Here is a 13,734-nt window from a genome sequence, read left to right as displayed (position 1 = left end):
TAGCGTCCCTGACCAGCTTCGGTTTGACGCTATCCTTCGCCGCCACCAGCGTGGAGTGGCGCGGGGCTAGTTATCCCGAAGCGGGTCAGCATCCCGGTGTGCTGGCTTTCTATCTCATCGGCAATCTCTACATGAGCTACGCCACCGCTCACGGTGCCTGGCTGTGCCGAGCCTCGGCGAGGCAGACCTACTCCGGTGCCCGTCAGAGCCTGACCGTGGCCGCTCTCGGGCTCATCGTGTGTTTGCTGGGAACGCACCTGCCGCGCGTGCTGTCGACCACCGGCCGACTACTGTTGGGCACCGATCCCGTTCCCGGAACAGCACACTGGACACCACCCCTGCTGGCCATCGGAAGCGGTCTCTTCTTCCTCGGCATCGGCTACCCCGGACTGCGCACCGGCATCATCAAAGCCCGCCTGTGGATCACCATGCGCCGCCACCACCGGCAACTCCGCCCACTCTGGGCTGCGCTGTACCAGCACTTCCCCAACATCGCCCTGTTCGCCCCCACCACCCCACGCCGCGAAGCCTGGCAACTGCGCCACATGCGACTGCGCTACTACCGACGCATCATCGAATGCCGCGACGGACTCGTCTGCCTCAGCCCCTACCTCCCCGAACCCATCCACCCCAACCACACTCCGGCACACCAAGCACAACTCGTCCACACCGCCCTCACCACCACACGCACCCAGGCAGCCCTCCCCTCGATCATCGCGGCACCAACCACCCACGACACCAACGCCGACACCCACCACCTCCTGAGCCTCGCCCACGAATACACCCAGCTGGCCCACGCCCATCCCACCAGCACCACGGCCCCATAAACGAGCACCCTCCACACGGTTCCGCCTGCCACCCGAAAACGAGGTCTGCCCGCTTGACGGCAGGCAGACCTCGGGGGGCGCCTCATGACAATGGACGGAGACTGGCACGGCCTAACCGCCATCGAGATCGCCGTCGCTCGAGCCGGTACCTGACAACGACGCGACTTGGCGGCCGCCCTCACCGCGCGCCTGTGCAACCAAGCCGCCACCTGGGATGACCGCATCCGCCTACCATTGCCCCTGCATCTGGCAAAGTGCTCCGACGAGGACCACCCCGGCCCCCTCCGGACGAGACCGACTAGGAATGACGAGTCCAGTCCCAACGCGATGTCACGCATCAGCCCATGCACGCGGTCGGCGTACGACTCGCCCTTGAGCGGGGTCACGTTCGCCAGCGACGTCGTGGCTTCCTGGACCTTCACCGCGGTCGCCAGTTCGTCGAGCTTCACGTTGACAGCTGTGTGATGCTCATTCAACTTCTCGATCAGCTCGGACTGGTGCGTTTACAGCTGCTGGACGTGCTTGGCGATCGGGGAGTTCGGGTCGAACTGCTTGACAACTTTGTCGAGACCAGCTCGGTGATTCCCGCCTTTGCCTTCGTGTCGAGCTCGCGCCCGAATGCGTCCAGCACCAGTCTGAGAAGCTCGAGGAGGTCGGGACGCTCACCGCCGAAGATCCGCTGGAGCTCGGTATTCATGGTCTGCTTCGCGGTATCCACGGCATTCGTGAACTCCTTGCGACTGCGGGCGTCGGCATCAGCGATCGCCTGTTGGGCATCCCACGCTGCCTTCGACCGCTTCGGCTGCGTCGTTTGCAGCCCGCTGCGTGGCCTCGGTCGCCTGAGCGGTGGACCTGGAGGTGCGGTTGCCGACGTCCTTGAGCATGTGCTCGAAAGCGTGCGACTCGCTGGGCCTGTCCAGTCGCGGTCAATGCATGCGCACCGAGACGCAGGGCCTCGCCGGCGAAGGCCGTCAGATCCGCGCTGGTCAGTGCTTCGGGATCCCCCACCACGAGGCCGCGCTCACCAGGCATCCAATGCTGGGCCTCTCGCACCATATCACGATCGCGCATCGTCAGATGCTCAATCAACACTGCGGCATGTTGTTCGTGAACCGTGCCGCGCCCTGTCAGTAGTCAGTCATCGTTGCGCTCCTGTTCTCGTCGCCGCCGCCATCCGGCAGCTCAGGACAGGAGCGCGACTTACCATAGAACGACTGCGAATCCGTAACACCGATAAGGGGGCTTATCGGTGTTGGTCGTAACTATCTGTCACCGCGACTCGATAAGCTACGTACCGGACCGAGGGAAGGAAGCGCATGTCGGACACCGCGCAGACGTTGACCATGCAGGACATCGCCGACCTCGCCCGCGTTCGGCGCCCGGTCGTGAGCATGTGGCGCAAGAGACCGATCGCGCGCGGCGAGGCGATCCCCTTCCCCAGTCCCGTCCGCGTGGTGAGCGGTGTCGAGCACTTCGACCGTACCGCGATCGTCGACTGGCTACAGCGCACGGGCCGTGGGAATAACAGCGAAGCGGATCTCGACGCCCCGGCACTGAGCGCACCCGATGATGCGGAGCTGGAGGAGCTGGTGACGTTGCTGTGTCTGGCCACGGAAACCGGCGTGGAGCTGGCCGAGACCACGACGCAGGACCGGCACAAGCTGGCCACAAACCTCGACCCCCAGGATGAGTTCCTGCGCCGCGAAGTCGAAGCCATGACACCCTCACCGGCAACGGTGAGGTTCATCGACGACCTCATCGAAGCGTCATTCGGTGCCGCCGAGGCACTCGACCGCCTGGAGCACGGTCGCGTCGGACGAGCGATCGGCGTGCGAGACCTCACGGCTGAGGCAATCGACCTGGTCCGCCACATCACAGCGAGCTGCGGGCTCCACCTGGACACCGAGGGCACGCCCCTGGTCCATGCCGGCGAGGCCACGCAACTGACGCTGAAGCTGGCTGCCGACTTCAACCACGTGGTCGTGACGAGTGACAGATCGCAGCAGCGGGCTTTGCGCAGGAGAGCAACCATCCGCGGGATCGCCACGACGAGCGAGCCCACGAGCCCACACGTGCGCATACTCTCGACCGTTGGCGCGGAGCCCAGACGCGCCCTCGACGCCGTAGACGAGCTCATCATTGATCTCGCTGCCTCGGAGCTCGCGGTCATCCTCGGCCCTGCGGCGGTCCTGTGCGACGACCTGCCTGGGGAGCTCGAGCAGAACCGGTCTCAGACGCTGCGGTCAGGCAACCTCGTTCTCGCACTCCGTCTGCCCCGTGGCCTGTGGCAGGAGGCTCATCGGCAACCGCTCGGGTTGTGGGTCTGCGCTGGAGGCGTCTCGCGTGACCGCCCGCTGGTCGCTGATCTCGCGGCCGTCGGCGACAACGAACTCGACGCCGGTGATCTCGTCGCCGACGTCACCGGTGCCCTCGAATCCGAGCGCGCCCGCGCGTATCGCTATCTGCGACCGCACGACCTCACGCAGATCCTCAGCTCGCGGCTCCCCGTGGTTCCTCGCGGTATCCGGGCGCTCCAACTGGCGACGAAGGCGGTGAAGGAACACCTGGCGCGCATCAACGCAGCCACCCTGGTCACCGGCGAGCCCGTACCGCCGTTCGACGTCCTCGCCGACGCTGCTCCGGGGTCCAGGCTGGTGCGCCGACACTCGTTGGGCGAGCTCAGTGACCGCAAGCAGCTCGTGGTCAAGCGAGGCAGCAGGATCGACCGCGCGCACGCGCATCCCGCGGGTTCCGTGCCCGTTGTCTCGGCCAGCGTTGGCGGCGAGCTCTTCGCACTTGATCCGCTCGATACGGTACGGCTCTACCCTCGTGCAGCGCGTACCGAGCCCGGAGATGTCGTCTTCACCGAGCGTCCCCGTCCCGCCGCGTTCGTCGATGATGTGGGAGGCTCGATGGTCGCGTCGCCCTCCCGAATCCTGCGCATCAAGCCCGGCACCGGGATCGGGCCGCATGCCACGGCAGCGATCATCAATCGTCGTTCGGACGGCACCGCCGAGTGGCGCACCTGGAACGTGCCCATCGTCGACGCGGAGCTCATCGAGCAACTCGAACACGCGCTCACCGCAGCAACCCAGTACGAAACGCGCCTGCGGAAACACCTCGCCGCTGTTGATGACCTGGTGTCAGCCATGATCGACGGTGTTGCCGCCGGTGCGGTAACGCTCACCGTGCCGAGGAAGGAATAGGAAGTACGCCCATGCCGCCACGCACGAAGAAAGAACCGTCGGTGCCGTCGACGACGCAAGAGCTCAAGGACACGCTGTGGAAGGCGGCGGACCGGCTTCGCGGATCGCTGTCCGCGAGCCAGTACAAGGACGTCATCCTGGGCCTGGTGTTTCTGAAGTACGTCTCGGACGCCTACGACGAGCGCCGCGAGGCCATTCAGGCCGAGCTGTCCGAGCAGGGCTACGACGAAGACCAGATCGCCGACCTCATCAACGAGCCCGAGGAGTACCAGGGCTACGGCGTGTTCGTCGTACCCCCTGCCGCGCGGTGGTCGTACCTGGCCGAGAACGCTAAGGGCAAGACCGCGACGGGGAACGAACCCGCCAAGACCATCGGTCAGCTGATCGACGAAGCGATGGACCTGGTCATGAAGGCCAATCCCACGCTCCAGGGCACGCTCCCCCGCCTGTACAACCGGGACAACATCGACCAGCGTCGCCTCGGCGAACTGATCGACCTGTTCAACAGCGCACGCTTCAGCAGGCAAGGCAAGCACCGCGCCCGCGACCTGATGGGCGAAGTGTACGAGTACTTCCTCGGCAACTTCGCCCGCGCCGAGGGCAAGCGGGGCGGCGAGTTCTTCACCCCACCGAGCGTGGTCAAGGTGCTCGTCGAAGTGCTCGAACCGTCGAGCGGCCGCGTCTATGACCCGTGCTGCGGCTCCGGTGGCATGTTCGTGCAGACCGAGAAGTTCATCTACGAGCACGACGGCGACCCGAAGAACGTCGCCATCTACGGTCAGGAGAGCATCGAGGAAACCTGGCGGATGGCGAAGATGAACCTCGCCATCCACGGCATCGACAACTCCGGCCTCGGCGCCCGCTGGGGCGACACCTTCGCGCGCGACCACCACGCCGGTATGCAGATGGACTACGTGCTGGCGAACCCGCCGTTCAACATCAAGCACTGGACGCGCTACGAGGACGACTCACGGTGGCAGTTCGGCGTCCCCCCTGCCAACAACGCCAACTACGCGTGGATCCAGCACATCCTGTCGAAGCTGAAGCCGACCGGCAGCGCCGGTGTCGTGATGGCCAACGGTTCGATGTCCACGCAGGCCAACAGCGAAGGCGAGATCCGCGCGGGCATCGTCGAGGCCGACCTGGTGTCGTGCATGGTCGCCCTGCCGACACAACTGTTCCGCAGCACCGGCATCCCGGTGTGCCTGTGGTTCTTCTCCAAGGACAAGACCGCGGGCCCGAACGGCGCCGTGGACCGTTCCGGCGAGGTGCTGTTCATCGACGCCCGCGAACTCGGCTACATGGTCGATCGTGCGGAGCGCGCTCTGTCCGAAGACGACATCGCCAAGATCGCCGACATCTACCACTCCTGGCGCGGCACCCGGTCGGCCTCCAAGAAGAAGCTGACTTACGAAGATCTGCCAGGCTTCTGCAAGTCGGTGGACCTGGCTGACATCAAAGCCGCCGACTACGCGCTGACACCCGGCCGCTACGTCGGCGCGCCTGAGGTGGAAGACGACAGGGAACCGATCGACGACAAGATCCAGCGACTGACCAAGGAGCTCCTTGACGCCTTCGAGGAGTCGGCACGGCTGGAGAAGGTCGTCCGCGAGCAGATGGAACGGATCGATGGCTGAGCAGATCGCCCTCGCAGGAGTATGCGAAGAGATCGTCGACTGTGTCAACAGGACCGCGCCTGAGTCCGCAGACGGCGATTATTTTGCAGTCGGCACACCCGCGATGCGCGGCAATACGATTGATCTAGGACAAGCGCGCCGAATTTCTAGCGAAACATTCGCACGATGGACGAGGCGACTCACACCAAGAGAAGGGGATCTGCTCCTCGCACGCGAGGCTCCTGTGGGCCCCGTTGTCCGAATCCCACCCGGTGGCAACATCGCCGCAGGACAGAGGACCATGCATCTACGCGCAGATCCCAACATCGTTCACCCTCGATACCTCTACTTTCTCCTTATAAGCCCGGAAGTCCAAAACCGAATCGCCTTACAGTCGATGGGATCAACCGTCGCGCATCTCCGAGTCGCAGATGCGAAAGCGCTCCTCCTCCCGCCATTGCCTGAGCTCCACGACCAACGAGCGATCGCGGAGGTGCTGGGAGCACTCGACGACAAGATCGACGCCAATGACCGCATCGCCGCAACCACAAAAGAACTCCTCAGCACACGATTTCGCGGCCTACGAATAGACGTGGAGGCCGGCCCCGGCGAGGCGGTCGCGCTTTGTGAGCTCGTCACGACCAATCCGAAGCTGCCAGCTCCGAAGAGCAACCCAGCGGTCTACCTGGACATGAAGAGCCTGCCCGATCGGGCGATGACGGTACAGAGCTGGGGTCATCGTGAACCGCGTGGAGGGGCGCGCTTTCAGAACGGCGACACGCTCCTTGCGCGCATCACCCCGTGCCTGGAGAACGGCAAGGTCGGGTTCATCGACTTCCTGGAACCAGGCGACGTCGGTGTCGGCTCGACCGAGTACATCGTGTTGCGCTCGAACGAAGGGATTCCGACTGCTCTCCCCTACTTCCTCGCAACGAGCGAACGGTTTCGTGAGTTCGCGATCCGGCACATGGCGGGGACGTCCGGCCGTCAGCGCCTTGCCGCAGCAGACTTGCAGGATTTCAAGGTGCGTCTCCCCGCCCCAGAAGCTCTTGCCGAGTTCGGGCGACTAGCGGACAGCCTACTGCCGCGGGTTAAGGCGGCTGTCGATGAATCCCGCGCCCTCACCAAAACCCGCGACGAGCTGCTCCCCCTACTCATGTCCGGAAAGATCCGCGTTCGGGATGCGGAGAGAACTGTGGAGGAGGTCGTCTGATGGCGACGAACGATGGCTTCAGCGAGGCCGAGTGGGAGAACATCGCCCTCGAAGCACTTGCCGACCAGGACTGGCGGCCGCTGCCGGGCACGGCGATCACGCCCGGCAGTGAGAACGGCCGCAACTCGTGGGACGACCTGGTCCTGCGCGGCCGCCTGCTGGCGAAGATGCGCGAGCTCAACCCGCAGGTGCCCGCCGAGCACCTCGAGCCGGCGCTCGCGGAGATCCTCCAGCCGACCTCGCAGGACGCGATCGCGGAGAACCGCCGGGTCCACGACATCTGCGTGGGCGGCTACCGCATCACCTACATCGACCGCGACGGTGTGGAGCAGAACCCCACGATCCGGCTGGTCAGCGAGAAAACTGAGCACAACGAGTTCCTCGCCGTCAACCAAGTGACGATCCGCTCCGCCGAGGTCGAACGCCGCTTCGATGTCGTGCTTTACCTCAACGGCATGCCGATCGCCATCGTGGAGCTCAAGCAGGCAGGTGCCAAGAAGGCCGACATCGCTGCCGCCCACGCGCAGCTGGAAACCTACTTACGCGAGTTCCCCATGGCGTTTCGGTTCGCCGTGACCACGGTGATCAGCGATGGCATCACCGCCCGCTACGGCACGCCGTTCACGCCACTGAACCACTACTCGCCGTGGAACGTCGACGACGACGGCGCGCCCGTCGACACGGAGGATCCGGACGCCGATCTGGAACTCGAGCTGCTCATCAACGGCGTGTTCAACGTCGAACGTTTCCTGCAGCTGCAACGCAACTTCACGGCCTTTGACGAAGGCGCCGAGGGCCACCTCAAGCGCATCGCCAAGCCGCACCAGTACTTCGCCGTGACCAAGGCGGTGGGCAGCACCGTGACGGCGGTGCAGAGCAACGGCAAGGCCGGTGTCGTCTGGCATACGCAGGGCTCCGGCAAGTCGATGGAGATGGAGCTCTACGCTCATCTCGTCAGCAAGCGACCCGAACTCAAGAACCCCACGATCATCGTGGTCACCGACCGCAAGGAACTCGACGGCCAGCTCTTCGAAGCCTTCCAGCGTTCCCAGCTGCTTCCCGAACAGGCCACCAAGGTGACCTCGCGCGCACAGCTGCGCGAGGAGCTGTCCAACCGCACTACCGGCGGCATCTACTTTACGACACTGCAGAAGTTCGGGCTCAGTAAGGAGGAGAAGGACGCCGGACTCGACCATCCCCTGCTGTCGGAACGTCGCAACATCATCGTCATCGCCGACGAGGCGCATCGCAGCCACTACGACAACCTCGACGGCTACGCTCGTCATCTCAAGGACGCCCTCCCGTGCGCCGCGCTGATCGCCTTCACCGGGACGCCGATCTCATTCACCGACCGCAACACCCGCGAGGTCTTCGGTAGCTACATCGACACCTACGACCTGACCCGTGCGGTCGACGACGGCGCTACTGTTCCCGTCTACTTCGAGCCGCGCCTGATCAAAGTGTCGCTGTCCGAAGATGTCAGCGAGGAGGACCTCGACCGCGTGGCCGACGAGGTCACCACCGGGCTCGACGACGTCGAACGCACGAACCTCGAGAAGTCCGTCGCCGTCATCAATGCCATCTACGGCGCTCCCGCCCGCCTCGAGGCCCTCGCATCCGACGTCCTCGAGCACTGGGAACAGCGCTCGGCGGAAATGCGGAAGTTCATCGAGTCCCCCGGCAAGGCCTTCATCGTCGGCGGAACCCGCCAGATCTGCGCCGACCTCTACGACGAGATCATCAAGCTCCGCCCCGAGTGGCACAACGACGCCCACGACAAGGGCGTGGTCAAGGTCGTCTACTCGGGGGCAGCCAGCGACACCGGCGCGATCGCCAGACACGTCCGACGGGAAGGACAGAACAAGGCCATCCAGCAGCGCCTGCGCGACCCAGACGACGAACTCCAAATCGTGATCGTCAAGGACATGCTGCTCACCGGGTTCGACGCGCCTCCCCTGCACACTCTGTATCTCGACCGACCGCTCAAAGGCGCCCAGCTCATGCAGACCCTCGCGCGGGTCAACCGCACCTTCCGCGGCAAACCCTCCGGTCTGCTCGTTGGATACGCGCCGCTGGCGGAGAACCTCAACCAGGCTCTGGCCGAGTACACCAAGACCGATCAGGCCCAGAAGCCGGTCGGCAAGAACATCGACGAGGCTGTGGACCTGACCAAGAAGCTTGTCGACACGCTCGACGCGCTGTGCACGGGCTACCCGTGGCGGAAGAAACTCGACGGTGGCGGCAAGAGCTGGCTCAAAGCGGCCCACGGACTCACCAGCTATCTCCGCTCACCCGCCACGCCGGGCAACCAGGTACCCGAAGACGAAGAAGCCCTCGGTGCGAAGTTCCGCCGCTTAGCAAGCCAGCTATCCCGCGCCTGGGCGTTGTGTTCGAGCAGCCAGGACGTGCAGGAGCTGCGCCCGGTGGTGCGGTTCTACGAAGAGGTCCGCGTTTGGATGGGCAAGTTCGACGCGGCTGAACGGCAGGCCGAGGGCAAGCCGGTGCCCGAGGAGGTCCAGCGCATGCTGTCGTCGCTGATCGCCACCTCGACGGCACCGGGCGAGATCGTCGACATCTACGACGCTGCGGGCCTACCGAAGCCGTCGCTGTCCGAACTCGGACCGGACTTCCAGGTCAAGGCGCAGTCCGCGTCGAATCCGCACCTCGCCATCGAGGCGTTGCGTTCGTTGCTCACCGAGGAATCGGACAAGGTCACCAAACACAACCTGGTGCGCCAGCGCACGTTCTCCGAACGCATCACCGAGCTCATGCGCAAGTACACCAACCAACAGCTGACGTCGGCAGAGGTCATCGCCGAACTGATCGCGATGGCCAAGGAGGTCGCCGATGAAGGGAACCGCGGTCAGCACTTCTCTCCTCCGCTGTCCACCGACGAACTCGCCTTCTACGACGCGGTATGCACCAACGAGTCGGCAGTCGAGCTGCAAGGCGAGGACGTGCTAGCGCAGATCGCCCGCGACCTCGTCGGGATCATGCAGCGCGACGTAAAGACCGACTGGACCGTCCGTGACGATGTACGAGCCAAGCTGCGGTCGTCCATCAAGCGGTTGTTGGTGAAGTACAAGTACCCGCCCGACAAGCAATCCGAGGCGGTCCGGCTTGTCATCGAGCAGATGGAAGCCATGGCCCCTCGCTATGTCGACACGGGTTCCCAGGACGAGGACGACTGACTCAGGGGAGGAGCACGGCGTGGCGAGTCGGACGGGCAAGGGCAACGGCGAGCATCCGACAATAAAAGCGGTGAATGACGAGCCCATCGAGCCCAAGCAACAGTGGGCGTACCGCAAAGGCGCACGAGGCCCCGTGACCTGTGTCGAGGTTCTACGGCTTGGTACCGCCCGTCCCGCTCGAGTGCGAGTGCGCTTCGTCGAGGACGAGTACGAGGGGCGTGAGGACTGGGTTCCGCCGAACCGGTTGAAGGTACGTTGGAAGGACGCCGCCGCGTGGCAAGAACGCGATCGGCAGTGGAACGCAGTGCGGGACGCTTCAGCGGACGCACGCGGCACCACCGAGAACGACGCAGCCGGTTGGATCTTCGACCTGCTACCCGGTCACAACTATGCACGGCAACTGTGTGGCCGAAACGAAGGCGCGCTGGAGATCACGGATATCGACGCCTTGGTGGAAGACCTCGCAATCGAACGCGCGAGGGTGGTCGATGACCCGGTGGTCTTCACCGCCGAGAACGGCTCACTGATCGTGCCGTGGCGAGTGATGCATGATCTGGCTCAGTTGATAGCGCAGAAGTACGCCGATCATTACACAGCCGAGGTCACGAAGGAGGAGCGCGAGCACGAGCACGAAATTCGGTGGGGCTATATGTCGGGATCTACATACATCTCACCAGAAATCTGCGCCGAGACCGACAAAGAATTTCGCCCCCTGCGCGACCTCGTACGCGAATGGTGCGGAGCCGAAGCCGTCGCGCGGCAAGACGAACTCGAGGCACTCCGCACCGAGGTGAAACGACTGGGCGAACTCGTCGAGCGCGCCATCGACGCCGTCCGCAACAACGGTGACGAGAAGACCGCGCGTGAGCTGGAACGCGATCTGGGCATACCGGTCGAGGTGCTCCGCCAAGCCAATCGCGCGAATCAGCGGCGGCCTGGGCCGTAAGGACTCCACCGTCCGAGATAAGGTCGCAGGTCTTCGGACTTCGGCTCGACATCATCCGGGGCTTCAACAGGACCGGTCAACGGGTCGATTTCGTCCGCGTAGGACTCCGCCCACTCGAGCCACGCGTTATCAGCCTGTCCCTTACGACGTGCCGCCAGCACGAATGCACGAATGCGATCGGCCTGTTCCCAGCCATCGAGCTGCTTCGTCAGCGCTTTGACCCGGTTGTCACGCAGAAATGCGCCCCGCGCAGCCGCCATCGCGTCTTCCCACGCCCGCTGCCGAGCCGCCACCTCCTCCTCGTTGGCACGCTTGCGTTCGGCTTTCTCGCTGGCCATGTCCTCAACCGCGGCCAGTACGTCTCCGAGCCGATCTTCGAGGGACCACCGCTTGCGATCGGTCCATCGTTGCTGGGCCCCGAACCGCCAAGTCCCAGAAACTCTCATGACGAGCTTACCCGAGGGCATCTTCTTGACCTCGGGTCTGATCCGTTGCCAGTCGTAGAGTTCGGTCTTCTCGAGTTCCGCAGCGCCCGGAACAACGTCTTGCTTCACCAGCTCTTCCTCGATCGTGACAGTCTGGGCGAACCCGTCGATGCGGATCTCGACGCCTTGCGAAGTGTCGTCCGACCAGCCAGCTTCGTAGCCACGCTTCTCGGTTTCCACCAGCATCGCATGCATGATCCGCATCGCACGCGGCAAGCTGTCTTCTGAGACACCGAGAACGTCGCCGGGCTGGCTGAGTGCCGCCAGCAGTGGATGCCATTCCTCCACCGAGATCGGCACCTTGATGCGAGTCACATTCGACATCGGTTTCGAGTTGGCCTGAGGACCGGAGATCAACCGCACGCGAATACCGCGCCTCCGCCACTGACTCTTCTCGATCCGCTGGTTGGCGGCTACGAGACCGTGCCGCTTCGCGAAGTCGATCACCCGCCGCAAGTCATCCCGCTGCTCAGTGCTCGCGTCCTCAATGACCACCTCGCCATCGCGTTGCAGCGTGGCGACCAACTCCTCGGCGGTCTCCCGCCGCTTGGCAGCTATGGCCGCGATGGTGTGGGGCGACGACCTCCGCCCCTCGGATGCCCTGCCGCCACCACCTGACTGACTTTTGTGCGCTCCACTACTGTGCTCACCCGACGCACCCATACCACCGCCCTTCACCGGCCGCTCAGGGTGATGACCGCGCTCGAGGTAGTAGCGACCGGCATCGGTGATCGATGCGCTCCAGCCACCGCGTCGGCTCACCGTCACCAAACCACGGTCTGCGAGCGCTCTCGCCGACCGACGTAGAGCAACAGCTTCCGGGCTGCTGAGGTCATCGCCGTCAGCGATCCGTCGCAGCGCGGCATGCTGCTTGTCGTTGAGCTTGTCCCACTTTCGCACGCGATCCCCAATGTCACCGTCGACGCACCGCTGGACTCTGAATTTCTGCCTCTCACACCGCCACCCGATGATGCGAACCCGACAGCGGGCGAGACGCGCAGACAGCTCAGCGAGCAACGCCCCATTCACCGAGGATCTGCAGGTCGTGCTGCCCCCGCCTACGGCAATCGACCAAACACTGGACTTCCTCATGACCAAGAACGCTGCGGACCTAACTAGACCGTCGACATGCTCCAACGGGCGCCTCGCAGAACCGTAACGCAGGCTCCGCGACATCGTCGTCGAAATCGTCACTTGATCCAGCGAACAAGAACCCACCTTGGCCCACTCGTACACGAGCCACTGCCACACCGGCCTCGCCAACCGTTGAGACGGACTCGGACGTGTTGCGCGCCAATACCCCGTTTCCCAGCGAGGACTCCCACGGCTGAAACTGATCTCGCCTCTGTCAGCCCCCCCCACACAGTGGTGCCGTCTCATCAGGTCTCAGGGCTTCCTGAACAGACTCGTGCAGCTACCCTCGGAAACGACGAGGAGACAGCACAGGAGATATTCAACGGCCTGTCGGCGGCGTAGTGCCGGTATCCATTGGACGGTGGCAGTGTTCCCTCCCTGCGTCAGCCGGTCACGGTCGGGCGCAGCGGCACCGACAGGCGGCTCGAGCGATCGGACCGCCAGATACAGACACTTCAAGGTGGCTTGCTCGGTGGGGAAGTGCCCGCGGGCCCAGATCGTCCGGCTCAGCCGGGCGTCGAGGCTTTCGATGGCGTTGGTGCTGTAGAGCACCCGGCGGGCCTCGGGACTGTAGTCCAACAACGGCACGAACTTTAACCAGCTGTCTTCCCACAATCGCGGACCTGAGCCCTCATCCTTCCCAAGGACTGAAGCTCCGAGGCACATTGCGGCGGTTTAGTGACAAGCACCCCGGTATCGATGTTCAGAGGCGGCGTTTGGCGTCCCGTCGGCGCCGGCGCGTGCGGCCGCAACTCGATCGGCAAGCTCGGTAACGCCGTGGGCATGACCCTGCCGGGGGACCAGCACCTTCCTCACAGCCGCGCCATTGGACTGCGGCACCGGAGAACCAGGGCGGCTACCCACCGTCCGAAGCGTCTCGCGGACACGCTCTCGCCCTGCTCGACCGCGTTGAGCGGGGTCTTGAAGGCTCGGCTTGTCTCGCAGGTGCTGATGGCTTTAACGACTCCTGGTGGCCTGAGTCGATAAAATTTTACTCGATACTGAATCCACAGACGTAACAAATGCGGGTAGCTGTCACGCCGACTTTCTTCCTCACCCAATGCTCGGCGAACAGCTGGCGAGCAGCCGCGTGGCTTGTGCCCGAGGATCAACACT

At 64.3% G+C, this 13,734-nt stretch carries 9 protein-coding genes and 1 pseudogene; 8 read left to right on the top strand and 2 right to left on the bottom strand.

Features of this window, described 5'->3' with window-relative positions; translation table 11 throughout:
* From BLQ75_RS18510 to BLQ75_RS18470, 8 genes are all read left to right on the top strand, one after another.
* On the top strand, positions 1–827 hold an 827-nt coding region (locus BLQ75_RS18510; protein ID WP_092603956.1), incomplete at its 5' end, for an MAB_1171c family putative transporter.
* A 165-nt stretch (positions 828–992) separates the two neighbouring features.
* Positions 993–1,292, top strand: coding sequence for an RNaseH domain-containing protein (locus BLQ75_RS24765; RefSeq protein WP_092603918.1), 300 nt, complete (start codon positions 993–995; stop codon positions 1,290–1,292).
* A 468-nt stretch (positions 1,293–1,760) separates the two neighbouring features.
* Complete coding sequence (locus BLQ75_RS18495) at positions 1,761–1,961, top strand: hypothetical protein (RefSeq protein ID WP_139183032.1); 201 nt, start codon at positions 1,761–1,763, stop codon at positions 1,959–1,961.
* 182 nt (positions 1,962–2,143) lie between these two features.
* A complete protein-coding gene (locus BLQ75_RS18490) occupies positions 2,144–4,033 on the top strand; it encodes a hypothetical protein (protein WP_211481454.1) in 1,890 nt (629 codons plus the stop codon).
* An 11-nt stretch (positions 4,034–4,044) separates the two neighbouring features.
* On the top strand, positions 4,045–5,670 hold the full coding sequence (locus BLQ75_RS18485) for a class I SAM-dependent DNA methyltransferase (RefSeq protein ID WP_092603915.1): 1,626 nt from the start codon (positions 4,045–4,047) through the stop codon (positions 5,668–5,670).
* Positions 5,663–6,862, top strand: a complete 1,200-nt coding sequence (locus tag BLQ75_RS18480; protein ID WP_092603914.1) for a restriction endonuclease subunit S — start codon at positions 5,663–5,665, stop codon at positions 6,860–6,862. Before BLQ75_RS18485 ends, BLQ75_RS18480 begins: the two co-directional genes overlap by 8 nt.
* Entirely contained in the window at positions 6,862–10,053 is a 3,192-nt protein-coding gene (locus BLQ75_RS18475; protein ID WP_092603913.1) for a type I restriction endonuclease subunit R, read from the top strand. Before BLQ75_RS18480 ends, BLQ75_RS18475 begins: the two co-directional genes overlap by 1 nt.
* A gap of 19 nt (positions 10,054–10,072) precedes the next feature.
* Positions 10,073–10,999, top strand: a complete 927-nt coding sequence (locus tag BLQ75_RS18470; protein WP_139183031.1) for a hypothetical protein — start codon at positions 10,073–10,075, stop codon at positions 10,997–10,999.
* Here BLQ75_RS18470 and BLQ75_RS18465 read toward each other — a convergent pair.
* Both BLQ75_RS18465 and BLQ75_RS24760 read right to left on the bottom strand, forming a co-directional pair.
* Positions 10,978–12,384: a hypothetical protein gene (locus BLQ75_RS18465; RefSeq protein WP_139183030.1), complete on the bottom strand. Its 1,407-nt coding sequence runs from the start codon at positions 12,382–12,384 to the stop codon at positions 10,978–10,980. The two genes, BLQ75_RS18470 and BLQ75_RS18465, sit on opposite strands and share 22 nt — an antisense overlap.
* Positions 12,385–12,870: 486 nt before the next feature.
* Positions 12,871–13,236: pseudogene (locus BLQ75_RS24760) on the bottom strand (transposase); the annotation flags it as partial.
* Between the last annotated feature and the right edge of the window lie 498 nt (positions 13,237–13,734).

The organism is Actinopolyspora xinjiangensis (assembly GCF_900104475.1).
Taxonomy (GTDB): Bacteria; Actinomycetota; Actinomycetes; order Mycobacteriales; family Pseudonocardiaceae; genus Actinopolyspora; species Actinopolyspora xinjiangensis.
Note: the sequence above shows the minus strand (reverse complement) of the source record. Positions and strands in the feature narration are given on the sequence as shown.

Excerpts from the sequence above, each read along its gene's own strand:
- BLQ75_RS18495 (WP_139183032.1), top strand. The coding sequence starts at position 1,761 with ATGCGCACCGAGACGCAGGGCCTCGCCGGCGAAGGCCGTCAGATCCGC.
- BLQ75_RS18490 (WP_211481454.1), top strand. The coding sequence starts at position 2,144 with ATGTCGGACACCGCGCAGACGTTGACCATGCAGGACATCGCCGACCTC.
- BLQ75_RS18485 (WP_092603915.1), top strand. The coding sequence starts at position 4,045 with ATGCCGCCACGCACGAAGAAAGAACCGTCGGTGCCGTCGACGACGCAA.
- BLQ75_RS18480 (WP_092603914.1), top strand. The coding sequence starts at position 5,663 with ATGGCTGAGCAGATCGCCCTCGCAGGAGTATGCGAAGAGATCGTCGAC.
- BLQ75_RS18475 (WP_092603913.1), top strand. The coding sequence starts at position 6,862 with ATGGCGACGAACGATGGCTTCAGCGAGGCCGAGTGGGAGAACATCGCC.